This window comes from Saccharopolyspora sp. SCSIO 74807, from assembly GCF_037023755.1.
Lineage (GTDB): Bacteria > Actinomycetota > Actinomycetes > Mycobacteriales > Pseudonocardiaceae > Saccharopolyspora_C > Saccharopolyspora_C galaxeae.
Genome location: NZ_CP146100.1, coordinates 4,043,148 through 4,068,684 on the forward strand (window position 1 = coordinate 4,043,148; position 25,537 = coordinate 4,068,684).

At 70.5% G+C, this 25,537-nt stretch carries 22 protein-coding genes; 10 read left to right on the plus strand and 12 right to left on the minus strand.

All coding sequences use genetic code 11. From position 1 onward, the window contains the following. Positions 1–13: 13 nt before the first annotated feature. Positions 14–1,213 (minus strand): helix-turn-helix domain-containing protein, encoded by a 1,200-nt coding sequence (locus tag V1457_RS18560; protein ID WP_338595793.1) that lies wholly within the window; start codon positions 1,211–1,213, stop codon positions 14–16. 265 nt (positions 1,214–1,478) lie between these two features. Here V1457_RS18560 and V1457_RS18565 point away from each other — a divergent pair, with 265 nt between their 5' ends. Further along, positions 1,479–3,785, plus strand: a complete 2,307-nt coding sequence (locus tag V1457_RS18565) for a molybdopterin cofactor-binding domain-containing protein (RefSeq protein WP_338595795.1) — start codon at positions 1,479–1,481, stop codon at positions 3,783–3,785. Between the two features lie 56 nt (positions 3,786–3,841). Continuing rightward, the gene (locus V1457_RS18570) at positions 3,842–4,318 is read left to right on the plus strand and encodes a (2Fe-2S)-binding protein (RefSeq protein ID WP_200069590.1); all 477 of its coding nucleotides are present in this window, start codon (positions 3,842–3,844) and stop codon (positions 4,316–4,318) included. Between the two features lie 141 nt (positions 4,319–4,459). Here V1457_RS18570 and V1457_RS18575 read toward each other — a convergent pair whose 3' ends face one another. Next, positions 4,460–5,740: a hypothetical protein gene (locus tag V1457_RS18575; RefSeq protein WP_338595797.1), complete on the minus strand. Its 1,281-nt coding sequence runs from the start codon at positions 5,738–5,740 to the stop codon at positions 4,460–4,462. Positions 5,741–6,314: 574 nt separating this feature from the next. Here V1457_RS18575 and V1457_RS18580 point away from each other — a divergent pair. Beyond that, positions 6,315–7,049, plus strand: coding sequence for a methyltransferase domain-containing protein (locus tag V1457_RS18580; protein WP_338595798.1), 735 nt, complete (start codon positions 6,315–6,317; stop codon positions 7,047–7,049). A gap of 47 nt (positions 7,050–7,096) precedes the next feature. Here V1457_RS18580 and V1457_RS18585 read toward each other — a convergent pair whose 3' ends face one another. From V1457_RS18585 to V1457_RS18605, 5 genes are all read right to left on the minus strand, one after another. Then, a complete protein-coding gene (locus V1457_RS18585) occupies positions 7,097–7,729 on the minus strand; it encodes a DUF305 domain-containing protein (RefSeq protein WP_338595800.1) in 633 nt (210 codons plus the stop codon). Positions 7,730–7,790: 61 nt separating this feature from the next. Continuing rightward, on the minus strand, positions 7,791–8,309 hold the full coding sequence (locus V1457_RS18590; RefSeq protein ID WP_200069586.1) for a hypothetical protein: 519 nt from the start codon (positions 8,307–8,309) through the stop codon (positions 7,791–7,793). Between the two features lie 57 nt (positions 8,310–8,366). After that, positions 8,367–9,533 carry an acyl-CoA dehydrogenase family protein gene (locus V1457_RS18595; RefSeq protein WP_200069585.1) on the minus strand — a complete coding sequence of 389 codons (1,167 nt, stop codon included), beginning with the start codon at positions 9,531–9,533 and terminating at the stop codon, positions 8,367–8,369. Beyond that, entirely contained in the window at positions 9,518–10,747 is a 1,230-nt protein-coding gene (locus tag V1457_RS18600) for a CoA transferase (RefSeq protein WP_338595803.1), read from the minus strand. Before V1457_RS18600 ends, V1457_RS18595 begins: the two co-directional genes overlap by 16 nt. Then, a complete protein-coding gene (locus V1457_RS18605) occupies positions 10,744–11,280 on the minus strand; it encodes a MaoC family dehydratase (protein ID WP_200069583.1) in 537 nt (178 codons plus the stop codon). The genes V1457_RS18600 and V1457_RS18605 overlap by 4 nt, the downstream gene beginning before the upstream one ends. A gap of 197 nt (positions 11,281–11,477) precedes the next feature. Between V1457_RS18605 and V1457_RS18610 the strand changes: the two genes are divergently transcribed. Next, entirely contained in the window at positions 11,478–12,203 is a 726-nt protein-coding gene (locus tag V1457_RS18610; protein ID WP_200069582.1) for a FadR/GntR family transcriptional regulator, read from the plus strand. 212 nt (positions 12,204–12,415) lie between these two features. After that, entirely contained in the window at positions 12,416–13,774 is a 1,359-nt protein-coding gene (locus tag V1457_RS18615; RefSeq protein WP_338595806.1) for an MmgE/PrpD family protein, read from the plus strand. Positions 13,775–13,895: 121 nt separating this feature from the next. On the opposite strand, the gene V1457_RS18620 is transcribed toward V1457_RS18615, so the two are convergent. After that, a complete protein-coding gene (locus V1457_RS18620; RefSeq protein WP_338595808.1) occupies positions 13,896–14,822 on the minus strand; it encodes a PfkB family carbohydrate kinase in 927 nt (308 codons plus the stop codon). A 367-nt stretch (positions 14,823–15,189) separates the two neighbouring features. On the opposite strand from V1457_RS18620, the gene fgd reads away from it, so the two are divergent. Together fgd and V1457_RS18630 are read left to right on the plus strand one after the other, a co-directional pair. After that, complete coding sequence (fgd, locus tag V1457_RS18625; RefSeq protein WP_200069579.1) at positions 15,190–16,197, plus strand: glucose-6-phosphate dehydrogenase (coenzyme-F420); 1,008 nt, start codon at positions 15,190–15,192, stop codon at positions 16,195–16,197. A gap of 225 nt (positions 16,198–16,422) precedes the next feature. Further along, a complete protein-coding gene (locus tag V1457_RS18630) occupies positions 16,423–17,142 on the plus strand; it encodes a GAF and ANTAR domain-containing protein (protein ID WP_338595810.1) in 720 nt (239 codons plus the stop codon). Between the two features lie 28 nt (positions 17,143–17,170). Here V1457_RS18630 and V1457_RS18635 read toward each other — a convergent pair whose 3' ends face one another. Further along, positions 17,171–17,350, minus strand: coding sequence for a hypothetical protein (locus V1457_RS18635; RefSeq protein ID WP_200069577.1), 180 nt, complete (start codon positions 17,348–17,350; stop codon positions 17,171–17,173). A 269-nt stretch (positions 17,351–17,619) separates the two neighbouring features. Then, a complete protein-coding gene (locus V1457_RS18640) occupies positions 17,620–19,215 on the minus strand; it encodes an aldehyde dehydrogenase (NADP(+)) (protein WP_338595813.1) in 1,596 nt (531 codons plus the stop codon). 251 nt (positions 19,216–19,466) lie between these two features. Between V1457_RS18640 and V1457_RS18645 the strand changes: the two genes are divergently transcribed. Next, complete coding sequence (locus V1457_RS18645) at positions 19,467–20,342, plus strand: LysR substrate-binding domain-containing protein (protein WP_200069575.1); 876 nt, start codon at positions 19,467–19,469, stop codon at positions 20,340–20,342. A gap of 245 nt (positions 20,343–20,587) precedes the next feature. After that, on the plus strand, positions 20,588–21,352 hold the full coding sequence (locus V1457_RS18650; RefSeq protein ID WP_200069574.1) for an HpcH/HpaI aldolase/citrate lyase family protein: 765 nt from the start codon (positions 20,588–20,590) through the stop codon (positions 21,350–21,352). Positions 21,353–21,361: 9 nt separating this feature from the next. Here V1457_RS18650 and V1457_RS18655 read toward each other — a convergent pair whose 3' ends face one another. Continuing rightward, complete coding sequence (locus V1457_RS18655) at positions 21,362–23,878, minus strand: hypothetical protein (RefSeq protein ID WP_338595815.1); 2,517 nt, start codon at positions 23,876–23,878, stop codon at positions 21,362–21,364. 546 nt (positions 23,879–24,424) lie between these two features. Here V1457_RS18655 and V1457_RS18660 point away from each other — a divergent pair. Further along, entirely contained in the window at positions 24,425–25,063 is a 639-nt protein-coding gene (locus V1457_RS18660) for a helix-turn-helix domain-containing protein (RefSeq protein ID WP_200069572.1), read from the plus strand. Here V1457_RS18660 and V1457_RS18665 read toward each other — a convergent pair. Next, positions 25,051–25,350 carry a hypothetical protein gene (locus V1457_RS18665; RefSeq protein ID WP_200069571.1) on the minus strand — a complete coding sequence of 100 codons (300 nt, stop codon included), beginning with the start codon at positions 25,348–25,350 and terminating at the stop codon, positions 25,051–25,053. The two genes, V1457_RS18660 and V1457_RS18665, sit on opposite strands and share 13 nt — an antisense overlap. Between the last annotated feature and the right edge of the window lie 187 nt (positions 25,351–25,537).

Here is a 25,537-nt window from a genome sequence, read left to right on the forward strand (position 1 = left end):
CCGAGCGGCCTGCTCAGCGCGCGTCGAGCTGCTCCGGCACCCGGCCTTCCCGGCGCAGGATCGACAGCGCCAGCAGCACCTGCGGCCACACCGTCACGTCGCTGAGGTCCAGGTGCGTCAGCGACTCCATCCGGCGCAGCCGGTTGAGCACCGTGTTCCGGTGGCAGAACAGGGACTTCGCGGCGCGCAGCGTGGAACCGGCCGAGCGGATCCACACCGACACGGCCGTGAGCAGCTCGTCCCGCTCGGCCGCGGGCAGCGCCAGCACCGGCCCGAAGGTCACGTCCACCATCCGGTCGGCCAGCTCCGGCGAACTCAGCGCCAGCGCGTCCGGCAGGCACTCGTCCAGCGCCACCGTGCCCGGCCGGTCCGCGGGCAGCGTGCTCAGCGCCAGCATCGCCATCCGGTAACCGGCGCCGACCTCCAGCAGCGCGGTCAGCGCGGACGAGATGCCGACGCGTGCGACCGCGAACTCCCGCAGCATCGTGGCGATCTCGCCGGGCTCGGTGTCGTGCAACGCCACGATGCCGACCTGGCAGCCGGTGCGCAGTCGCCAGGCCGAGGTGATGCCGCGCCGCCGCAACGCGTTGGTGATCCGCTGCGGCGAGACCGGGCGCTCACCGGAGGTTTCGGCGACCGCCACCGCGAACCGCCGCCCGCGCCCCAGGCCCAGCAGGTGTTCGGCCTCGGTGCGCACCTCGGAGGCCCGGCCGTCCAGCAGCGCGTCCATGATGGTCGCCATCCGCAGGTCCGTGCCGCCGTGCGCTTCCTGCGCGTGGTAGCTCACGGCCATCTCGGTGCAGAAGCGCTCGGTCACGCTCCACAGCCGCCCTGCCGAGTCCAGCAGTCCGCGCAGCTGCTCCGGGCCTTCCGCGCCGGTGCGTTCGGCCAGGTCGGACCACATCACCTGCCCGCCGAGCCGCCAGGCGTGCAGCACCCACTCCAGCGGGCAGTGCTGGTGGGCGCGGCGACTCCCGGTGGCGCGCGCGGCGCGCATCAGCTGCTCCGGGGTGGGGCCGGTGCCGGCCAGCGTCGTCAGGATGCCCTCGATGTTGTCCTGGCAGGAACGCCGCAGGTCGTCCTTGGGGACCGGGCCGTCCAGGGTGTAGACATCGCCCCACACCTGTTCCACCAGGTCGTCGGCCAGGTGCGGCGCACGCGGCAGCGAAGTGCTCGCCAAGGCGGCGAGCGTGCGATCGGCTGTGTCGACCATGAGCGCGCTCCTTTGCGACCCTCGGCGGCACTTGTCCAGGAGAGGCTAGTCACGTGATCAGCGTCGAGTCCACCACTCGCGCCAACGCCGGCTGAGCCGTCCGGGCGCCGGTCTGGAGCAATCCGCACAAGATCCGCGCCGGATCGGTGGGCGATCTGTCCTCGATCGGCACCGGTGTCGTGCTCAAGATGAGGCACTGACCCAGCCGCCGATCAACGCCGATCGGCCCGGCCAGCGGCCGGGGCTGTCGGCGCGGGGAAAACCGATGGAACAACGAAGTTCGCAACAATCCGCCGGCCAGGTGGACCGCCGCCGCTTCCTCGGGCTGCTGCTGGCGGCGCCGACCGTGGCGGCCGCCGCGCAGCTGGGCTCGCCGGCCGAGGCGGCCGCGGCGCTGCCCGAACCCTCCGACGCCTACGACCTCAACGACCTGCTCACCGAGGCGGCGATGCCGACCTCGAACCTCATCTCGGTGCAGGTGCACCAGGACGGCACCGCATCGTTCGAGATGCCGCGGGTGGAAAGCGGCCAGGGCGTCACCACCACGGCCGCGATGCTCATCGCCGAGGAGCTGGACCTGCCGGTGGAGAAGGTGCGGGTCACGCTGGCCGACGCCCGTCCGGAGCTGCTGTTCAACCAGTTCACCGCCGGTTCCAACACGGTGATCTCGATGTACACGCCGATCCGGGTGGCCGCGGCCATCGCCCGCGGCCGGTTGTTGCAGGCGGCTTCGGCGGAGCTGGGCGAACCGGTGGGGCTGCTCGGCAGCAAGGCCGGGTTGATCACCTCGGTGGCCGGTACCCAGCTGCCCTACGGCGAGCTGGCGGAGAAGGCGGCCAGCGACGTCACCAAGCAGGTCGAGGCGGTGCTCAAGCCCGAGTCCGAGTTCCGCGTCGTCGGCAAGCCGCACGACCGCATCGACGCCAGGGACGCGGTGACCGGGCGCAAGCGCTTCAGCATGGACCTGGACGTGCCCGACGCGCTGCCCACGATGGTCTGCCGCCCGCCGACCATCAAGGGAACCGTCGACTCGGTGTCCAATTTGGACGAGGTGCGGCGGATGCCGGGCATCACCGACGTCGCGCAGATCTCCACCGGCGTGGCGGTGCGCGGTGCGACCTTCGGCCAGTGCATCGACGCGGTGAACGCGCTGTCGGTGCGCTGGGGACCGGGCACTGTGGACGGCGAGTCCGACGAGACGGTGCTGGAGAAGATCAAGGCGGCGGAGATCCCGCTGGTGGTGCCGGACGTCGGCGAGACCGTGGAGGGCGAGTTCACCTTCCACTTCCGCAACAACGCGGCGCTGGAGCCGAACACCGCGGTCGCCGACGTGCGCGCGGACGGCGCCGAGATCTGGTCCTGCCTGCAGTCGCCGATCCTGTGCCAGCAGGAGGTGGCGAAGAAGCTGGGGCTGCCGCAGGAAAAGGTCACCGTGCACGTCCAGCAGGGCGGCGGTGCGTTCGGGCGCCGGATGTTCAACGACGTCGTGCTGGAAGCGGTCGAGATCTCCCGCGAGATCGGCAAGCCGGTGAAGCTGATGTGGCACCGCACCGACGAATGCAGGCAGGGCCGCACGCACCCGATGTGCACCTCGCGCATCCGCGCCAGCTACTCCGGCGACAAGGTGCTCACCTTCGAGCAGCGGCACACCAGCGTGGCCACCGACTACACGATGGGCTTCGCCGAGGCGATCACTTCGATGGCAGCCCGGCTGCCCCCGCTGGGGCTGGGCAACTTCGCCGGGTTCTCGGTGCCGGTGTTCGAGCTGACCGTCGGCGTGCCCTACAAGTTCGGCGCGACAACGCAGCTGCTCAACGAGATCATGCAGTACGACACGTTCCCGACCGGCAGCAACCGCAACCTGTTCAACCCGGACGTGCGCACCGCGCAGGAGCTCATCGTCGACCAGCTCGGGGCGAAGATGGGCAAGGATCCCTACCAGTTCCGGCGCGAGTTCATCGACGACGAGCGGCTGCTGGCCGTGCTGGACAAGGTCGCCGAAGCCGGTCAGTGGGGCCGGGAAATGGCGCCGAACACCGCGCAGGGCATCTCGGTGCACAAGGAGTACAAGGGCGCCACGGCCACTCTGGTAGAGATCGACTGCCGCCCGGAGACGGTCGACCGCAAGATCCGCAACGCCGTCACCGGGCCCCGCGTGACCAAGGTCGTGCTGGCCGTCGACGCCGGGCTCGCGCTCAACCCGCGCGGTCTGGAAGCGCAGATGCAGGGCGGCATCAGCGACGGAATCGCGCAGGCGCTGACCTCCAGCCTGCACCTCAAGGACGGCACCTTCCTGGAAGGCAGCTGGGACGACTACTTCTACACCCGGCAGTGGAACGCACCACCCGAGGTGGAGATCATCGTCATGCCGCCGACCACCGGAAAACCGGGCGGTGCGGGCGAATTCGGCGTTCCCTCCTCGATGGCCGCGACCGCCTGCGCGTACGCGCGAGCCACCGGCACGATGCCGACGAGCTTCCCGATCAACCACGACAAGCTGAGCTTCGAGCCGAAGCCCACGGTCCCGCCGCTGCCGCAATCACCCACGAACGGCCTCGATTTCGCCTACTGAGTGCCCGGTTTCTCAGCACACGAACCGACGCCCCCACCACGTTTGAGGAGAATCCCTTGGCACAGCAGACTTTCCGGCTGAACGGCGAACAGGTCACAGTGGACATCGAGGACGACGTGCGGCTGCTGTGGGTGCTGCGCGAGGTGCTCGGCTTCTACGGGCCGAAGTACGGCTGCGGCATCAACGTCTGCAAGGCGTGCACCTCGCACATCAACGGCAAGGCGTTCAACCCGTGCTCGGTGCCGGTCGGCGAGATCGGCCCGGACGACGAGGTGACCACCATCGAAGGATTACCCGAGACCGCGGGCGCCGACCTGCACCCGATGCAGGAGGCGTGGCTGGAGCAGGACGTGGCGCAGTGCGGCTACTGCCAGCCGGGCCAGATCATGGCGGCGGTGGCGAAGGTCCGCCAGGTCCGCGCCGCGGGCCGCGAGATCACCGACTCCGACTTGGACGAGATCCGCAACATCTGCCGCTGCGGCACCTACACCCGCATCCGGGAAGCGATCAAGTCCGGGGCGCAGAACATGTGATCGCGGCATCGGCTGCGAACGACGGGCGTGCAGTCGACCCCCGGGTGCTGCTGCGCTCCCGCCTGCGGTTGTGCGGGCGGGAGCGGCTCCCCGTCAGGAGGGATCAACGGCCGCGAGCACCGCCGGACCGACCGGAACCTGTCAGGAGCCCGCGCCCGCCGCATGCGGGAACCGGCCTTCGCCGCGCGGTCCGACAAGGCGTTCGACCAGTTCCCGCTCCTGCTGCGGGTGCGGAGCAACGTTCATCAGCGCGTTCCAATCCTCTTCCACCTTGCGCAGGAACTCCGCCCAGGGGTGGGGGAACGCACCGAGGTCCACGTAGCGCTGGTTGTCCCGCAACTTGCCCGAACCGATCTTGTCCTGCTTGTGGCCGTGGACGCTGGACTCCGGGTTGCTCGTCTTCTCCGTGGAACGCCAGTTGTGCACGTATCCGACCGGGCTGTCCTCGTTGTGCGGCGCGAGCGTTTCCAGCCCGACTTCGAGGGATCCCGCCCGCTTTTCCCGCGGCGGGGTGTAGATCAGCAGCAGGTGCCCGTGCGCGCCGTTGGGCAAGATCACGTCACCGTTGCAGTCGGAGCGCCGCAAGCCGCCCATACCCCCGTTCACGCCCATCAGCCTGACCTGCTCGTCGGGGTCTCTGGGCACCTTGTTGCGCAGCGAGGCGATCGGCCCGCCGCGTTCTTTGAACGCGCCCTGGCCCTTGTCCGTGTCGTTGCTGATCGACATGTAGTGGGTGGCGAAATCGCGTTCCGTGACCGAGTTGGTGAGTTCACCCTGTTCGTCGGTCAACTCCAGCCACTGCGTCAACTCGAAGCGCCCGGCCCCGCGGGTCGACAGCGACGGAATGCGGATGTTCACCCGTCCCCCGTGCGCCAGCGCCCGCGCTACGTCGCCGTCGCGGAAGTCGATGTGCCCCTGCTCGGTGTTGATCTGCAGACCGTTCTGCAAGATCAAGAAGATCCGGGTGAGCAGCTGTTGCGCGCGGGCCTGGTTCTTCTCCTCGTCGCTGGCGGTGGCGCCCGACGGTTCCCGCGGGTTCAGCGTGTTCACGAAGGATTCGCGGATCTGCTGGTCCCGTTCGGCGTGCAGCGGCGCCCGTTCCTCCGCGGGCAGCTTGTTCGCGTGCAACGTGCGGCCGAGGGTGTAGGCGGGGCTGTCCTGCTCGCCGTCGCGGACACGGCCGCGGAACTCCAGCGTGGCGATGAGCAGTCGCTGCCCGGGTTCGAGCTGGAGCCAGTCGTGGTAGTCGGCCTTGGACGTGTACTCCAGGGCCGCCTGGTAAGTCCCGATCCCCGCGGCATCCAGCCAGTTCGCTTCCTGCTGCTCGATGTCCCGGAGCTCCTGCTCGTCGAACAGCGGTCCCTTCTTCAGCCGTTTCAGCAGATCGGACTTCAGCTGCTGCGCGTTCAGCCGGTCTCCCAAAAGCCGCCGCGCACCTGTCGGTGCCGCCACGCCCTTCCGCTTTTCTCCGGCGGTTTGCACCGGTATCGCGCTCGCTCGTTGCACGGCCGCCGTCGCGGTGCGATTGCCCAGCCGCTGTTGCAGCGCGAGGACGTCAGGCCGGGAGAGCTCCGCAGCCGGCCGCGGGGGCCCGATCGCCCGCGGCTGGGCCGTGCGGGCGGATCCGGGCCGTTCGTGCTGCCGTTCGCGCTCCGGTTCGTTGCTCCGCGCATTGCCCATCGGACCGAGCCTCACACCAACGGACCTGCCGGGGCATGTCCTAAAGGGCAACCGTCGGGGCAGAACCCGCGTGCGAGGCAGTTGCGAATACTGGGCGTCAGCGGTCCGGCTGTGCCGGTTGCTACGAAAGCGGTGCCGGCGTCACCGATCTGGCGGTCGAAGTCATGCGTGCGAACCGACCGCGGCGGGCCGCCGCACACAGATCACCGCGTGCGCAAGTTGCGATGTCGCGGCGGAGAACATGTGACATCCGCGCAGTTGCACATCACTGGCGAGAACGCTCAGGCTGGTCACCGCCACGACGAGGGAGGTACCGGTGACCGGTGAACGGGCGATCGAAGCGGTGCGCGGCAACTGGACGCGGCGGGCCGCCGCCTACGACGACTTCTACCGGCATTACCCCGAGGACAAGCGCGCGGCGTGGAAGTCGGTGTGCGACAAGGCGTTGCGCGCGGCGTTCCCGCACCGGCAGGAACCGTTGCGGGTGCTGGACGTGGGCACCGGAACCGGTTTCCTGTCCACATTGGTCGCCGAGCTGGGCCACGAGGTCACCGCGGTCGATCCGACCGCGGCGATGCTCGGGCACGCCCGCGAAGCCGCCGATCGGCGCGGAGTCGACATCCGGTTCGAGGAGTGCGGCGGGCACGACGTCACCCGGCTCGGCACCGAGTTCGACCTCGTGACCTCCCGATACGTGCTATGGACGCTGCCGGAGCCGGTGCGCGCGCTGCTCGCTTGGCGGCAGGTGTTGCGCCCGGACGGTGCCGTGCTGTTGGCGGACGGCGTATGGCACACGTGGGGGATGGACGCGCGGCGCGCGCTCAACTCGCTGAAACCGGGCGCGGACCACGGTTTTCTCCGGCGGCTCGCACGGGACTACGCCCAAATCGGGCGCGCCACGCCGAACTGGCAGGGGCTCACCGCCGAGAAGGCCGAGAAGTTGTTGCGCGCAGGCGGTTTCGAGGTCGGGGAGTGGTTCGACCCGCTGCTGCCGGACTACGCGCGTCCGGTGAGCGCTTCGTTCTTCCTCTGCACCGCGCGGATCAGCTAGTCCACCGATCGGCCGGTGCGGGCAGGACCCGCACCGGCCTCGGGTGATCAGCGGCCCATCAAGGCGCGCATCGTGTCGATTTCCTCGCGCTGGGTGCGCACGATGTTCTCGGCCATCTTCTTCGCCTCCGGCGCGCTGCCTCGGGCGAGTTCGGTTTCGGCCATCCGCACCGCGCCCTCGTGGTGGGCGATCATCAGCTCCAGGAACCGGTGGTCGAACTCGGCGCCGTTGGTCGCCGCCAACTCGTCCAGCTGCTGCGGCGACATCATGCCGCCCATCCCGGCGTGCCCGGAAGCGCCCATGTGCTGGGAATGCCCGCCTTCCGGAGCGCCCCACTGGCGCAGCCATCCGGTGAGCGTGTCGATCTCCGGGCCCTGCGCGGCCTCGATCTTGCCTGCCAGCTCCCGCACCTCGGGTGCGCCTGCGCGTTGCTCGGCCAGCCGGGACATCTCCACCGCCTGCTGGTGATGCGGAATCATGCCCTGCGCGAACGTGATGTCCGCGGGCGCGGCGGCCGCCTGGTGCGCGGAGTGGTCCTGCTGCCCGGAATGCTCCTGCTGCGCAGAAGGGCCCTGGGGAGCGGGACCGTGGCCCGCGTGCTCAGCGCCTCCGCCGCAGCCGGTCAGCGCGGCGGCAGCGGCCAGGCCGCCGAGTGCGGCGGCGATTTTTCGCTTGTTCATGGTGTTCCTCGTTCGTCGATCTGCTGCGGCTCTCGGAACCTCTCCAAGGAGGCGGCGCTGATCAGCGCTGGAGCACGCACAGAACGGCGAGGCGCCGCGGAACCGGACTCGGCGGCGCCCGCGGCCGCGCCCGCACGATTCCCCGCCGCGGCGCGGGAACGGGCACGACCGGACGGGAGACCTTGCCCAGCAGCGGCAGCAACACCGAGGCGATCCCCGCGAGGATCGCCAGGCACAGGTGCAGCGGATCGTGCTGCGGCGCCGGGATCGCATCGATCGATCCGGCGCGAGCCGCGGGATCGTGCAGGCCGTGCTGATCGGTCGCGGCGTTGACCGTGGTTCGGTGCTCAGCGGCTGTGCGAGCGTGCGCACCGGCCACGGCGTGCTGTTGCGAAGTCACGGTGTGCTGCTGGGAAGCCGACGGTTGCTGCGGAGCCGAGGGTTGCTGCGAAGCCGTGGCGGCATGCCCGTCGACCTGGCCGTGCCCACCGTGCCCCGCCGGAACGTGATGCATCAGCAACACTCCGAGCACGAGCCCGACCAGCAGCACCCACCGGCCGGGGCTTGACCGACCACGCACGCCTTCCAGCCTAACGACCGCCTGGCGCAACCCGTCGGACCGGACGGCGCCCGACCGTCACCAGCCCACCTTCCCCTTGCCCGCGAGCAGCGACTTCGCGATCACCGTGCGCATGATGTCGCTGGTGCCTTCGCCGATGGTCATCAGGATCGAGTCGCGGTAGAGCCGCTCGATCTCGAACTCCTTCGAGTAGCCGTACCCGCCGTGCACCCGCATCGATTCCTGCGCGGCCTGCAACGCGACCTCGGAGGCGTGCAGCTTGGCCATGCCGGTCTCCAGGTCGGCCCGCTCACCGCGGTCCAGCTTGCTCGCCGACCAGTAGGACAGCAGACGCGCGGCCTGCAATCGGGTGGCCATCTCCGCGATCCGCAGCTGGATCGCCTGGAACTGCCCGATGGCCTGGCCGAACGCTTCGCGCTCGCCCGCGTAGGCCACCGCCTCGTCGTAGGAGCGCTGCGCGATGCCGAGACTGCGCCCTGCGATGTTCAACCGGCCGGTCTCCAGCGCGGAAAGGGCCTGCTGCATACCGCGCCCCTCCACCCCGCCGAGCAGGTTCTCCGCGGGCACCCGCACGTCCTCGAACACCACCTCGCAGGACTCGGTGCCCTTGTAGCCGAGCTTCGGGATGTCCTTGGTGACGGTGAAACCGGGCGCATCGGCGTCCACCAGCAGCACGCTCATGCCGCGGTGCGCGGGCTCGGCGCTGCGGTCGGTCTTGACCAGCACCGGCAGCGGGTCGGCGTGCCGCGCGTTGGTGATCCACATCTTGCTGCCGTTGAGCACGTAGTGCTCGCCGTCGCGCTCGGCGGTGCTGCGGATGCCCTGCAGGTCGGTGCCCGCGTCGGGTTCGGTCAGCGCGATGCCGGTGCGCCGCGCGCCGGTCGCCAGCTCCGGCAGGTATTTCCGCTTCTGCTGCTCGGTGCCGTGCCTGGCGAGCATCCAGGTGGACACCGAATGGCTGCCGAGGATGCCGCCGATGCCCATCCAGCCGCGCGCGATCTCCTCGAAGACCAGGGTGAACGTCACGAAGTCCGCGTCGACCCCGCCGTACTCCTCGGGCACCAGCAGTCCGAACAGCCCGAGTTCGGCCATCTTGTCGATGATCTCGGCGGGGTAGCGGTCGGCTTGCTCCCACTCCTTGGCGACCGGCACGATCTCGGCGTCCACGAAGTCCCGCAGGACCCGTTGGAACTGGGCTTGTTCCTCGTTCAGCTCGAAGTCCACGGCGCGTCTCCTTCCGCTCCGAAAGCGCCTCCGGCGGCGAGCCTGCGGAATTCCGCCGCGTCCACGCCGATCAGATCGTCCAAAGTGGATGATGTGTGCTCGCCCAGCCGCGGCGCGCGGTCGTGCTCGGCGCGCGGTTCGCCCGCGCGCACCGGAGATGCGACCTGCTCGACCTGCCCGAACCTCGGATGCTCGGTCCGCACCACCATGCCGCGCGCAGCGGTGTGCTCTTCGCGCAGCGCCTCCGGAACGGTGTTGATCGGCGCGCACGGCACACCGGCCGCTTCCAGGGCCGTGAGCCAGTCCGCGGTGCTTCGCCCGGCCAGTTCCCGCTCGATCAGCCGGACGCACTCGGCGGAGTTCTCGTAGCGCTCGGCCGGGGTGGCGAAGCGGGATTCGGCCGCCCACGCCGGAGAACCGATGGCTTCGACGAACTTCTCCCAGAACTTCTGCTTCGCGCAGCCGATCACGATCCACGAGTCCGCGGTCGGGAAGTTCTGGAACGGCACCAGGCTCGGATGCGCCGAGTGGTGCGTGCGCTTCGGCTCGAAATCGCGGTTGAGGTGCCAGGTCGCCAAGTACGTCAGCATCCCGATCGCGGTGTCGTACAGGCTCACGTCGCAGTCGCAGCCCACACCATCGCGCCGCGCGCCGTGGATCGCCGAGAGCATCGACAGCGCAGCCACGAGTCCGCCCGAGTAGTCCACCATGGACAGTCCGGATTTGGTGGGCGGCCCGTCCGGCTCACCGGTCACCGACATCCAGCCCGCCAGGCCCTGCAACATGTAGTCGTAGCCGGGCTGCTCGCTGCGCGGCCCGGTCATCCCGTACCCGGACAGCGAACAGCACACGATCCGCGGGTTGAGGTGCTTGAGGTCGTCGTAGCGGATGCGCATCTTCTCCGGCACGTCGCCGCGCAGGTTCGAGTAGACCGCGTCGCTGACCGCGACCAGCCGCTCGAAGACCTCCCGGCCCTGCGGATTGGTCAGGTCCAGCAGCACGGAGCGCTTGTTGCGGTTGAACGCCTCGAAGAACAGCGAGTCGCCGCCTTCGGCGTACGGCGGGGTCTGCCTGCCGACGTCGCCGTCGAAGCGCGGGTCCTCGACCTTGATGACCTCCGCGCCGAGGTCGGCGAGGTGCACCGACCCGAACGGTCCCGCTCCGTACTGCTCGACGGCCAGTATCCGCACGTCCTGCAACGGAAGACCGCTCATTCGGCACCTCCGGCTTCCAGCGACAGCGGGCCGTTCTTGGCCGCGGGAAAGGAGTCGATCTCCGCGGCGTGCGCCTGCTTGTAGATCAACACCGTGCGGTCGAACGACAGGCACTCGTCGCCTTCGGCGTTGAGCCCGCGGGTGTGCACGTTGACCAGGCCCGCGTACGGCTTGGACTTGGATTCCCGCTTGCCGGTGCAGATCGATTCGCCGTAGAGCGTGTCGCCCACGTACACGGGGTGGGTGAGCGCAACGTTGGTCATCGCCAGGTTGGCCACCGCGCGCTGGCTGATGTCGCGCACGCTCTGCCCGAGCAGCATCGCGATGGTCAGCCCGGAGTTGACCAGCACCTTGCCGAACGGGGTGTGCGCGGCGTAGTTCGCGTCGAAGTGCGCGGGGTGGGTGTTCATCGTCAGCAGCGTGAACCAGGTGTTGTCCGCTTCGCTGATGGTGCGCCCCAGCGGATGCCGGTAGACGTCGCCGACGGCGAAGTCCTCGAAGAAGCGCCCTTGCTGAGCTTCGTGCACGGTCACCGCCGCACCTCCTGTTCGCCCTTCGCCCGCCCGGCGGTGCCGATGCGCCGGGCCTACCCCCGATTCGCCGGAGTTCCCGGAGTATGCGTCCGGGCGAACTCGCCACGCAATACGTCTGACATTTTGCTGCCGTGGTCTGCTCCGAGCGGTCCGGTTTGTCGTACGCTGGGTCGACACCGACCGACCGGGGGGCGGAGATGACGGCGGACGACGGCGCGAAGCTGCGGGTGCGCCCGGTGCAGGCCGCCTACCGGCAGGTGGCCGAGCAGCTGCGGGACCAGATCGTCAGCGGCGCGCTGCCCTCCGGGGCGAAGCTGCCGAGCGAATCCGAGCTGGGCGGCATGTTCGGGGTCAGCCGCTCCACCGTGCGCGAGGCGCTGCGGCTGCTGGCCAGCCAGCACCTGATCGACACCGCCCGCGGCGTGACCGGTGGCAGCTTCGTCGCCGCCCCGGACGCCGGAGCGGTCGCCGAGCACCTCGGCGGCACGCTCGGGCTGCTGGTCAACGCGCGGAACATGAGCGTGGACAACCTGCTGGAAGCCCGCTTGCTGCTGGAACCGCCCGCGGCCCGGCTCGCCGCCGAGCGCGCCGACGTCGCGGATCTCGCCGAACTCCGCGAAACGACGGAGAAGACCGGGCACCTGCATCCGGACGAGGGCTTCGCGGTGCACTGGGACTTCCACACCACGCTGGTGGCGGCCAGCGGCAACCCGCTGCTTCGGATGATGTGCCAGCCGGTGAACGCGGTGCTGCGCACGCGGCTGCACCGGGATCGGGTGGCGCGGGAGGTGTGGGAGGACATCGACGCCGAGCACGCTCGCGTGCACGAGGCGGTCGCCGCGGGCGACGCCGACGCGGCCGAGGAGCTGGTGCGCGAACACCTCCTCGCGCTGCGCCCGCTCTACGAGCGCATGGAGGACTGACCTCCCCCGTCTCCCGGTTCCTTCCCGAGTGAACGGACTGTTCGACTGAATAGATTGGACGAGCGGGCCGTTCACTCGGAAAGCTCGCTCGGAAAAGTCTGACGTTTGTCTTGTGGGTGTCGTGGCGAGGCTTGCAGACTGATGGTGTCCGGCGGTCGTCAACGGCGAGACCACCCGGTCCGGCCCGCCGGTCCGACAGCCATGGAGGCGCCATGCCCGCCATCGCGGACGTGCTCGGCGATTTCGCCGCCCGCACCACTGCCCAGCACATCCCGGACGAGGTGCTGGAGCGGGCGCGGCACCTCGCGCTGGACTCGGTCGGCGTCGCATTCGCCGCCACCGAGCACGATTTCGCCCGCAACGCCCGGCGCGCGGTCGCCGAACTCGGCCCCGGCGAGCAGCCGGTGCTGGGCCTGCCGGACCGGCTCGCCCCGCGAGAAGCCGCCATGCTGGGCGCGATCCTGGTGCACGGCTTGGACTTCGACGACACGCACATGCCCGCGGTGACCCACGTGTCGGCTTCCGCGCTGCCGGTGAGCATCGCCGCCGCGATCAAGCACGGCCGCAGCGCCGAGGAGCTGCTCGCGGCCTACGTGCTCGGCGTCGAGATCAGCGCCCGCGTCGGCAAGGTCGCCCGCGGCGGCTTCCACGCCGCCGGGTTCCACCCGACGGGTGTGGCCGGGGCGTTCGGTTCCGCGGTGAGCGCGGCGAAACTGGCCGGAGCGGGCGCGGACGGAATCGCCGAGTCGCAGCGCATCGTCGGCTCGATGGCTTCGGGCCTGCTGGAGTTCCTGGCCGACGGCGCGTGGACCAAGCGGCTGCACCCGGGCTGGGCGGCCAACAGCGCGATCACCGCGGCGACCTTCGCCGCGACCGGCTGGCCCGGCCCGCCCGAGGTCTACGAAGGCCGCTACGGCCTGTACGCGACGCACCTGCAGACTTCCGAGTGGGACGCGCAAGACGCACTCGACGGGCTGGGCGAGCGCTGGGAACTGCTGGACACCGCGGTCAAGCCGTACCCGAGCTGCCACTTCACGCACGCCTTCGCCGACGCGATCCTGGCGCTGCGCGAGTCCGCAGGCATCGAAGCGTCCGAAGTGGACTCGGTGCGCTGCCGCATCCACGAAACGCCCGCCGCCGCGGTCTGCGATCCGATCGAACGCAAGCGCCGCCCGCAGGACGACTACGACGCGAAGTTCAGCCTCCCGTTCATCGCCGGGGCCTGCCTGGCGCGCGGACGGCTCACGCTCGCCGAGTTCGCCGCGGATTCCTTGGCGGACCCGGAGATCCTGCGGCTCGCGCAGCTGGTCGAGATCGCCGACGACCCGGAAAGCCGTTTCCCGCAGGCATATTCGGGCGAAGTGGAGATCCTGCTGCGGGACGGCCGCAAGCTCACCCGGCGCGAGGACGTCAACCGCGGGCACGCCGAACGCCCGCTGACCCACGAGGACATCCGCGCCAAGTTCACCGACAACTTCGGCGCGGACGCGAAGGACACAATGCGGCACGTGCTCGCACTCGGGAACGGTGGCAGCGCGAGCGAATTCGCCGAAGCGTTGCGCGCCGGGTGAGCAGCCCGGCGCTCGCAGAGCCGCAACGAGCAGCGGCGGCTGCACGGTTCAGCATCAGGCCCGAACCCGCTGGGTCCTGAACCCGCGGCACCTCAGCTGAAGACGCGGCGCTCCGGCTCTCTCACCCGGAAGTCCGCGGCCGCGCACCGACCGTCGCCACCGACCGGGAAGCCGCCGCAGTCGCGAGCTCGACCGCGGCCGCGACCTCCCATCCCGCCGCGAGGTGCGCGGCGAGCGCGCCGTTGAACGCATCGCCCGCGCCGGTCGTGTCCCGAACCGTCGTCTCCGGCGCGGGAAGACGCCGGACCCGTTCGTCGGGGTGCACCAGCAACGAACCCTCGCCGCCGAGGGTGACCACGACTTCGCGTCCGGTGAGCCGCGCCAGCGCCCTGGCGTGATCCTTGGTGTCGTCGCCCTCCGGGGAGGTCGAGCACAGCTCGGTGAGCTCGCCCAGCTCGCTCGCGTTCGGCGTCAGCAGCGGCGCGGCGTCGAGCAGCTCGGCCAGTTCCGGCACGACCGGTGCCGGGTTGAGCACGCACGGCACACCCGCGCTCGCCGCGCGCCGCACCGCAGTGCGGATCGCCTCCGCCGGGATCTCCGTGCTCACCAGCAGGCATCCGGTTCCGGGCAGGGCCGAGTCCAGTACGTTGCCGACGTGCTCGGCGGTGATGCCGTAGTTCGCCCCGGCGCCCACCGCGATCTGGTTCTCCCCGGCGTGGTCCACCACGATCAGCGCCGAACCGGTGGTGCGGTCGTCGAGCACCGCGACGTCGTCCACGGACACGCCGTGCTCGCGCAGATCGCGCAGCGTTCCGCTGCCCGCGTCGTCGGCCCCGACCGCGCCCGCCAGCCGCACCCGCGCGCCCGCTGCGGCCGCGGCCACCGCCGCGTTCGCGCCTTTGCCGCCGCCGTAGTGCTCGACCTGATCGCCGACCACGGTCTCGCCGGGGCGCGGCAGCCGCGGCGCGGTCACGACGTAGTCCACATTGATCGCGCCGACCACCAGTACCCTGCCGATGGGCTGTTCGGTGCTGTCGCTGGCCGCCATGTAGCCGTACCTCACGTCGTCGAGAGCCGGTATTGCCGAAACCGTCCGGAATTCCGTCGAATAATCCGAAATGGACGGTCGAATGTCCCCGGCCGGAGTTTAGCCGAACGCCCGCGCAGCACGGTGCGTGCTCGCTCGATTACGGCCGCCGCCGCGCAAGCCCACCCGCGCGGCCGGCATCTAGACCGATCCGGTACGACTGTGCGGGGACGACTGGCGCGCACCGGCACGGTGCGACGAGCCGCGGTGCGCACGATCGCGGCGCCGCCGGTGGGTCGCCTCCGCCCGGGTGCGCCGACGCGCCCTGCGACGACGAGCGCCACGACGTCCCAGCGACCGTTTGATGGGTGAGGTAAGCGAACCAGACATGAGCATCAAGATCGGGTACAAGGCGTCCGCCGAGCAGTTCGGGCCGCGCGACCTCGTCGAGTTCGCCGTCGAGGCCGAGCAGCGCGGCCTGGACAGCGTCATGGTCAGCGACCACTTCCAGCCGTGGCGGCACAACCAGGGTCACGCGCCGTTCGCGATGTCCTGGATGAGCGCGGTCGGCGAGCGCACTTCCCGCATCCAAATGGGCACCAGCGTGCTCACCCCGACGTTCCGCTACGAGCCCGCGGTGGTGGCGCAGGCGTTCGGCACGCTCGGCAGCCTCTACCCGGGCCGGGTGATGCTCGGCATCGGCACCGGCGAGGCGCTCAACGAGACCGCCGTCACCGCCCGCGAATGGCCGGAGTTCAGGGAACGCTTCCGCAGGCTCAAGGAATCGGTCGAGCTGATCCGGACGCTGTGGAACTCGGAGCGGGTCAGCTACGAAGGCGAGTACTACCGCACCGCGAACGCCACCATCTACGACGCGCCGGACGGCGGAGTGCCGATCTACGTGGCCGCGGGCGGGCCGATGGTGGCGAAGTACGCCGGCCGCGTCGGCGACGGGTTCATCTGCACCAGCGGCAAGGGCATGGACCTCTACACCGACAAGCTGCTGCCCGCGGTCTCCGAGGGGGCGGCCAAGAGCGGCCGCGACTCCGCGGCGCTGGACAAGATGATCGAGATCAAGCTCTCGTTCGACCCGGACCCGGAGACCGCGCTGCACAACACCCGGTTCTGGGCGCCGCTGGCGCTGCCCGCCGAGGTCAAGCACAGCCTGGACGATCCGGCGGAGATGGAGCGCGCGGGCAACGAGCTGCCGATCGAGCAGGTGGCGAGCCGGTGGATCGTGGCCTCCGACCCGGAGGACGCGCTGACCCAGATCAAGGCGTACCTGGATGCCGGTTTCGACCACCTGGTGTTCCACGCGCCGGGCTCGGACCAGTCGCGGTTCCTGCGGACCTTCACCGAGCAGGTCGTGCCCCGCATCCGCGACCTGACGTCCTGAGCAACCGATAGCGCAGCGTGCTCGCTGCGTCGCCCGGAGTCGCGATCAGTGGTCGACTTCGACTACGCGGAGTCCTGCACTGTTGCGGTCGCAGGTGTTGACCGAGAGTGTTGTGGCGAACCGACGGTTGGCTTGAGTCGCGCATCCGGACGCCGGCTCGGCCAAGGTCGTGCGGGTTCGGCACCACGTGCTCGCTCGGCCGTTTGCACGCGAAGGAACCGGGTCATGAACTACGGGGATGGTCAGCGCCACGAACTCGCGAGCGTGATGAGCACGCTGGCCAGGAATCTGGAAGCGGAGAGGAACGAGACGGACACGCTGGGCGCGATCGTGCAGACCGCGGTCAACACCGTGCCGGGCGTCTGGGCCGGAGGCATCACGCAAGTCCACCGCAGGCAGGTGAGCGCGCGAGTGCCGACGGACGAAATGGTGCGCCAGTGCGACGAGGCGCAGCAGGAGCTGGGCGAGGGGCCGTGCGTGGACGCCATCTGGCAGCGCGAAACCGTCGTCGTCGATGACATGAACGCCGAAACGCGCTGGCCTCGGTTCGCGGCTCGCGCCGCTGAGCTGAGGATCGGCAGCATGATCTCGTTCCGGCTGTTCGTCCAGGAGGACACGCTCGGCGCGTTGAACCTCTACGGCGACCACGAAGTGCGGTTCGGCGACGAGGCCCAGATCATCGGCGAAGTCTTCGCCGCCCACGCGGCCTTGGCCCTGTCCGGGGCGCGGCACCATCGGCAGCTCAGCGAGTCGGTGGCGTCCAGGGACGCCATCGGACAGGCCAAGGGGCTGCTGATGTGCCAGCACCGCCTCGGTGCGCAGCAGGCGTTCGACCTGCTAGTGCGGGCTTCGCAGCAGTCCAACATCAAGCTGACCGAGGTCGCCGCCTGGGTCGTGGCCGAGCACGAGAACCCGGGCGGCGCCTCCCGGCCGCAGAGCAATTGAACTCATCCCAGCACGTCACGCCCGCGCGTCACACCAGCCGATGCGCGCCGCAGATCTGGCAGATCAAGCGGTCGCGGGGATCGTCGGCGCGGTCGTGGTCGGCGGACTCGGTCAGCGCGTGGTGACCGCAGACGCCGCAGGCCAGCTGCGATTCCAAGCTCAGCGTCGGGGCCAGCTGCGGGTCGGCGGGATGGGTTCGCGAGGCCATTGCGACCTCCTAACGTGCTTTCCGGCGACGGCGAACGCCGCCAAAATCTGACGTCAGGCCGCTGTGCACTCAACCGCCTGTCCCGGTCAACGTCATCGGCGGGCCGGGGAATTCCCGGCGCCGAAAGATGTGTTCCCCGGGGCGCACCGATGTGCATGTGGCGGTTGAGCCGAGCGGGATGTCGACGAAGCTCTTCGCCCGCCACCGGCGCGACGCGCGGTGGCGGAGCCGCTGCGGTTCCGCCACCGCGGGTCTTGCCGGAGCACTCCTCAGTGCTTGCCGAGCTCGCCGTCGACCCGGCGCCAGACGCCCTGCGGGTTGCCGTCGGCGAGCACGCCGGGCAGCAGCTCCGGCGGAACGTCCTGATAGGACACCGGGCGCAGGAAGCGATCGATGGCCAGCGTGCCGACCGAGGTCGTCCGTGAGTCCGAAGTGGACGGATACGGTCCGCCGTGCACCATGGCGTGCCCGACCTCGACGCCGGTCGGCCAGCCGTTGAACAGGATCCGGCCCGCCTTGCGCTCCAAAGTGGACAGCAAGGTGCCCGCCTGCGCGGAGTCCGCGGCGCTCGCGTGCACCGTCGCGGTCAGCTGCCCCTCGACCGCGGCGGCCACCGCGCGGACCTGCTCGGCATCGCGGCAGCGCACCACCAGCGACGACGAGCCGAACACCTCGTCGCCCAGCCCGTCCGCGCCGAGGAAGTCGTCGGCGTCGGTGACCAGCAGCGCCGCCCGGCAGGACTGCGGCGCGTCGGACTCCTGCCCGCGCGCGAGCACCTGGATCTCGGGCCGGTCGGCGAGCGCGGAGACGCCTTCGGCGTAGGAGCGGGCGATGCCGGGAGTCAGCATCGGGGTCGGCGCCGAAGCCGCGACCGCTTCGGCCGCCGCTTCCAGGAAGTTCTGCAGTTCCGGGCCGTCGGCCGCGATGACCAGGCCGGGGTTGGTGCAGAACTGGCCGGAGCCCAGCGTCAGCGACCCGACGAACTCCTTGCCCAGTTCGGCGGCACGCTCGGACAGCGCGCCGGGCAGCAGGAACACCGGGTTGATGCTGCTCATCTCCGCGTAGACCGGGATCGGCTGCGGCCGCCGCTGCGCAGCGGCGAGCAGCGCCAAACCCGCGGTGCGCGAGCCGGTGAACCCGACCGCCTGGATCCGCGGATCGCTCACCAGCGCCGTGCCCAGCTCCGGCCCGGAGCCGTAGAGCAGCGAGAACGTTCCGGCGGGCAGCCCGCACGCGGACACGGCCTCGGTGATCGCCCGCCCGACGAGCTCGCAGGTGCCGGGGTGCGCGTCGTGCGCCTTCACGACCACGGGGCAGCCCGCGGCCAGCGCGGAAGCGGTGTCGCCGCCCGCGACGGAGAACGCCATCGGGAAGTTGCTCGCGCCGAACACCGCGACCGGGCCGAGCGCGATCTTGCGCTGCCGGATGTCCGGGCGCGGCGCGGGGGAGCGGTCCGGCAGTCCAGGGTCCACCCGCGCGCCCTGGAAACCGCCTTCCCGCACGACCTGCGCGAACAGCCGCAGCTGCCCGGTGGTGCGGCCGCGTTCGCCGGTCACCCGGCCCATCGGCAGGCCGCTTTCGGCGTGCGCGCGCTCGGGCAGCGCGTCGCCGATCGCCTCGATCTTCTCGGCGATGGTCTCCAGGAACACCGCGCGCTGCTCGAGGGTGGTGGCGCGGTAGGTGTCGAAGGCGGCTTCCGCCGCGGCGCACGCGCGCTGCACCTCGGCAGGCCCGCCCCAGCCGTAGGCGGGGTCCAGCTGAGCACCCGTGCCTGGATCGACGGCGCGGATCTGCTCGCCGCCGCCGGGCACCGGGTCGCCCGCGATGAGCATCCGCCCGGTGAGTTCGGTGCCGACCGTGGTCATGCGGTGAGTCCTCCCAAGAAGTGTTCGAACATGGTCTGCGTAGCGGGTCACCTGGCGGAACCCGCCGGTGGTCCGGTCGAGTCCCGAACCGCAAGCGGCTGACGCCGCTGGTGAAACAGCTCTTGATCCGTCACGAGCGCCGACCGCGCGCAGTCGATGTCGACCCGAACACTAGATTCGGGTATTGATGCGTGTCCAACTCCCACCGCGCATCGACTCTTGCGGAATGCGCATCAGTGAGGCGGCAAGGCATGTTCACGCTCAACCAGCTCGCCGGCTTCGTGGCGGTCGCCGAGGAACTGCACTACGGCCGTGCAGCGGAGCGGCTGCGGATGACCCAACCACCGCTGAGCCGCCAGATCCAGCTGCTGGAACGCGAGATCGGGGTGCGGTTGTTCGACCGCGGCGGCCGCGCGGTGCGGCTGACCCCGGCGGGCAAGGCTTTCCTGCGGGACGCGCGGCGGCTGCTGCACGAGGCGGAGAACGCGACGCTGGCGGTGCGGCGGGTTCCTGCTGGCGAGGCCGGTTCGCTGCGCATCGGGTTCACCGCGACGTCCGCGTACGGCCTGCTCGGCGGCGTGCTGGAGACGGCCCGGGACCGGTTGCCGCACGTGGACGTGGCGTTGCGGGAGCTGGTCACGCGCGATCAGCTCGACATGCTGTCCTCCGCAGCGCTGGACCTCGGCCTGATGCGACCGCCGATCACGCGGCCGGAACTCGACTCGCGCCGGGTGGTGACCGAGCCGCTGCTGGCCGCGCTGCCCGCCGGTCACCCGCTGGCGAACGGTTCGGAACCGCTGAGCCCCGCTGATTTCGACGGCGCGGACGTGGTGATGTATTCGCCGACCGAAGCGCGCTACTTCCACGAGCTGCTGGTCAGCATCTTCCGCGAGGCGCACGTGACGCCGCACTACACCCAGCACGTCAGCCAGGTGCACACGGTGCTGGCGCTGGTGCGCGCGGGGCTGGGGCTGGCGCTGGTGCCATCGACGGCGACGTTGCTGCGGTTCGAGGGGGTGGTGCTGCGGCCGGTGCGGCTGCCCGAGCCGGAGCCGGTGGAGCTGCACCTCGGGTGGCGGCGGGCCAACGACAACCCGGCGTTGTGGGCGTTGCTCGGGCTGCTGTGACCCGGGCGTTCGGCGCAGCGGCACCGCACATCGGAAAAAGTGTCCTTTGTGGACGTAATTGATGTGTCCGGCTTGCGGGTTCGAGCGCGCGGTCGTCACCGGGTGCGGACCGGCGTCCGCCGCAGGCTAGCGAAACCGACTGTCCAACTTGGACGTTAAGCTCAACCGGTTCGGAGCAGCGCCACATCCCGCGCGCCGTGCCTACAATCGGCGAGCAGCGCCGGACTCGACATGGAGGGGACCGCATGGCCGCCGCAGACTTCGTGCGCAAGATCCGTTCCCGGCAGCCCGCGCTCGGCTACTGGGTGACGCTGGACGCGCCCGCGGCCGTCGAAAGGCTCGCGCTGGTCGGCTACGACTACGTCTGCCTGGACGGCCAGCACGGGCTGTTCGGCTACCAGGGGCTGCTCAACGGGCTGATCGCGGTGCAAGCCGCGGGCGGGTCGGCCGGTGTGGCGCGGGTGGACTCGAACAACCCGACCTCGATCTGCCGTGCGCTGGACGCCGGGGCGGACGCGATCATCGTGCCGCTGGTCGACGACGCCGAGCAGGCCGCGTCGGCGGTGGCCGCGACCCGCTACCCGCCGAACGGCGTGCGCTCCTACGGACCGATGCGCTCGGGACTGCGGATCGGGCCGAAACCGGCGGAAGCGGACGAGAGCGTGGCCGTGCTCGCCATGGTGGAGACCGCGCGGGGCTTGGCCAACGTGGAATCGATCTGCGCCACGCCCGGGCTCGACGCCGTCTACATCGGACCGGCCGACCTGTCGCTGGCCGTCGGTGCCGCGTACCCCGGTGATCCCGCGGTGCAACGGGATTTCGACGCGGCGCTGGCCCGGATCCGCACCGCGGCCGACGCCGCGGGGATCGCGGTGGGCATGCACACCCCGGACGGCGCGACGGCCGCGCGGCGGCTGGCGGAAGGGTTCACCTTCGCCAGCGTCTCCAGCGACGTCGAGCACCTCCAGCAGGTCGCCAAGTCGCATCTGGACACGGCGTCGCGCGGCTGAGCCCGGTGGTCACAGCGCCGGAGCGGTGGACTTCGGCGGTTCGGCGTCCGAATCGCCCTGCGAGCTCTCGGCGGGCTTCGGCTGCTCCGCCTGCTTCGGCTGCGTGCTCTGCTCCGCCGCTTCCGGCTGCTGGGCTGGTTTCGCCTGCTCCGTGGAGCCCGCCTTGCTACCGCCGTCCGCCTGCGCTTGCTCCGCCCCCTGCACCGGCTCTGCGGAGTCCGATGTGGACTCCGCGTCGGTGGCTGCTCCGGTCGCCACCGGCTTCGCCCGGTTCCGCTTCGGTTCGTAGCCGAGCAAGTGATCCCGCAGCCGCAGGTGGGTGAACCGGTAGCCGCCATCCACTTTGGACAGCAAGCTGCGCTCGGCCAGCCCGCGCAGCAGCGCGTAGCGCCGCGGCGGCAGCTCGGTCAGCGCGAGCGCCCGGCCGAGCCACTCGGACACGGCGTTCTTCAAGGTGTCGAACGGGAACACGTCGCTGTGCCACACCGCGGGCGCGGACAGCCCGCCGATCAGCAGTCCCACGCCCGCCGTCAGCGCCTCCACGTCGAACGGGCGGCCCAGCAGCAGCGTCGGCAGCACGCCGACCAGCCCGGCCACCGCGACCAGCGGTGCCGAGCTGCGCAGCAAAGCAGGCGCCGGGTGCTCGAACGTCTCGTAGTGCTCCTCGGTGAACGCCCACCACACTTCGTCACGGGCCGCGGTGGCCACACCCGCGCAGATGCCCAGCACCAGCCCGATGCCGATCGACTTGACCAGTTCCCCCGGCCCGGTCCAGAACATCAGCACCCCGACGCCGATCGTGCCGAGCAGCCCGATCGTGGCGCTGTTGCCGGGCATCCTCGACCACGACTCGACCGCACCGAGGATGACCAGGAACGACACCAGCACCACTGCGATCACGCCGACCCAATTCGGAGCGTTCGCCAGCGCGGTAGTCCACGGGGAGATCAGCCCGCTCAGCGCCAGGCTCACCACCAGCCCGAACGCATAGCCGCCCAGCGCGGTGATCCAGCCCTGCGGCACGGTCCCGACCTTGCCCGCCGGGCGCAGCCAAGGCAGCGTCGCCAGGTAGTCCATGTAGAGCACGTAGCCGACCAGCACGAGCACTGCGATCAGCCCGGCGGCGGGACCGAGCAGCATCCCGGTCGCCAGCGTGGCACCGGTGGTCGCCCCGGCCAGCAGTCCCGGCAGCCCGCGCGCGAACACGTGCGCCACGGTGGTGGTGGGCAGGAACCGCGCCCAGGACACCAGAGTGGGCAACCGGGTGCGCGCGGTGAGGTCGTTGCACAGCGGGCTCGCCGAAACCCGTGCCAGGAACCGCAACGTGCGCAGCGCGCGATCCGGCGGATAGGGCAGCTCGGAGCCTCGGCCCGTGCTCAGCGCAGCCGAGAAGTACTCGTCGATCAGCTTGGCGCGCCGCTGCGCGTCGGTGCCGCGGACGGCGAGTTCGTTCGCCGGACGGTCCCGGAAAGCCAGCGCCACGACGTTGCACATCAGCGGCGTGTCCAGCAGTCCGCACAGCTCCGGGTCGCGGCGCAGCGCGGTGCGCACCCCGTCCAGCCGCGGGCCGCCGCGGGTGAAGTATTCGACGATCTGCCTGCGCGTCAACGGGTTGACCGTCACCGAGGTGTGCAGTTCCAGCGGCTCGGTCAGCGCTTCGTGGTGCTCGTCGCGGCAGCACACGACCAGTTCCGGGATGGGGAACTCGTCGCGCACCGCGTTGATCTCGCGGACGCAGCGCTGCCGGTAGTCGGCCGGCACCTCGTCGAGCCCGTCCAGCATCAGGGAGAGCTTGCCCTGCTCCAGCCAGATCCGGCCCAGCGACGGGTGGATCGTGTAGCGGCGTTCGATCTCGCGCAGCAGCCACTTCTGGAACTCGCCAGGGGGTGCGGGCCTGCGCTCGTCGGCGCGCCATCCGGACATCGCCCAGGAGCCGAGGTCGACGACCACCGGAATGGCCCGCCCGGTGTCGGCCGCGGCGCGGCGGGCCAGCGCCCGGGTCAGCTCCAGCAGCAGCGTCGTCTTGCCCGCACCCGGTCCGCCGAGCACGAGCATCGCGCCGTGCGCCTGGTCGAGGGTGGCGGCCAGGTCCGCGTCCGCGGGCAGTTTGCTCGGTTTGCCGTTGCCCGGTTGCAGCAGCCGGTCCGCCGGTCGGGCCATCGAAGGCGGCAGCTCGTCCAGCTCCAGTGACAGCCGCACGTGCTCCCCGAGCGAGCCCTTGAGCCGTTCGCGGGCGTAGTGCTCGGAATCGACTACCGAACGTGATCGATTCGCGGTGTTGTTCAGCCGCCGAGCGATGAGCGGTTTGTCCGAGTTGGTGGCGCGTTCCCACAGCGCCAGCGCCGCGGCGAAGACCACGAACGCGCCGGCCAGCGGCCACAGCAGGTCCGCCAGCGGCTGCAGCACGTCCGGAAGCCTGCCACCGGTACCGATGCTGATCGCGGTGGGCACCAGGACCAGCGTGATCGCGATGCCCGCGCCGAGCAGCAGCAGCGTTCGCACGGTGCGGGTGAGCCTGTTCGGCATGATCATCTCTCCTGCTGGTTCGATGGCCGCGTCCGCTTACCGACTATGGTGCGCCCGGGCACGGACTGTAAACGGTCCATTCCGGTTGGCGTGGCCGAGTGTGATCAGTGCCGCGCCGAGCGGAGCGATCTCGACGCAGGCGGGCGGCTCGTGCCGCCGGCGGCATCGGATTCGCGGCTGCGGTGAGCGGGCGAGCGGTCGGTGCGCTCCGGGCTGCAGCGAGCGCGTCCCCTCCGGCCCGAGCTATCCACAATGGACATGCAGCGGATTCGGTCCGGTGGGCGCCGCAACGCCCACCGGACCGCTGCCGGATGTCGTGCACCCCCAAGGCCGGCATCCGGCGCACCGCTGCGCGGTGCTCACCCGACCCCTCCGGTCGATCAGCAGGACTCCGGCTCGCGTCCGGCCAGCTTCCAGCGGTCACTTGAAACTGAGTTGATTCCTGCTGGTGAGCAGCCTAAAGTGTGCATCCACCCGGAGACAAGGGGATCAGCGCTTAGAGTGGTGCCAGCAGGAACAGGCCGAGGGATGCGGCCGGAGTGCCGCGTGGGGGTGTTCGTCGTGCCGGGCGATCAGCGCATCAGCGCGCAGCGGTTCCGGCTGCTGTGCAGGCAGCGTTCCTACACCTATCCCGAACTGGCGCGTGACCTGCGCAAGCGCGGCATCCCGGTGAGCAGGGCCGGGCTCGCGCGGCTCGGCCGCGAACCGGACCAGCCGCTGCCCTGCTACGCCGCGGAGCTCGCGCGGATCCTGAAGTCGACGGTGGGCTACCTCACCGGGCACGAACGGCAGTTCCTCGGCAAGCGGTTCCGCGATCTGTACCGGCAGCGGGGCTGTTCGCTGGCCGTGCTGGCCGGTGAGCTCTACCGCCGCTGGCACGTGAAGGTCTCCGCGCAGTACCTCCAGCAGCTCGCCTCGTGCCGCAACACCAACCCGCGCGAAGAGATCGTCGACGGGCTCGCGGTGCTGCTGGACACCACCGCGGACTACCTCACCGGGTGCGAGGACGAGCGCTGCGGCCACGACCCCGCGCTGCCGCCCGCCGGGCGGGACGAGCCGGTCCCCGCCCGGCTGATCGCCGCTCGCGGCGGGCAGGACGGTCCCTCGTCGAACGACGTGGACCGGGTGCTGCGCGCCATCGCCGAGCAGGAGCAGCGCGAGGGACCGCCGTCTCACAACGGCTGATCGCGCCGGACCTCCAGGTCGGTGAAGTGCGGCCCGTCCTCGCACAGCAGCGCGAACTTCTCGTGGATCGCGTTCGTGGCGGGCAGTTCCGAGTTGGCCATCGCGACCTCGCGGGACGGGAACTCCAGGATCTCCACGAACCGCGCGGGGTCGTGGTGATCCCGGCAGACCCGGGTGCGGGTGGCGGTGCGGGTGCCTTCGCTGGTGCTGATCCACTCGTCGAGCAGCTCGTCGACCTGCTCGGGGTGGTCGGTGCGGTACTCGATCAGCTGCACGAAACCGGTCATGAGCGGCTTCCTTCCTCGACGGAGTGCTTTAAAAGGTTTGCGTAGCGGGTCAGGTAGCGGAACCTCAGACGCCTGCTGGCTCCGGGATCTCATCCTTAAGTAGCTCCCTACTCGGCGTCTTCATAGGTCCGGGCCGCTGTCCTCGCCAGAAGACGCCTGAGAACCCGCCGGTGGTCCGGCTTAGTCC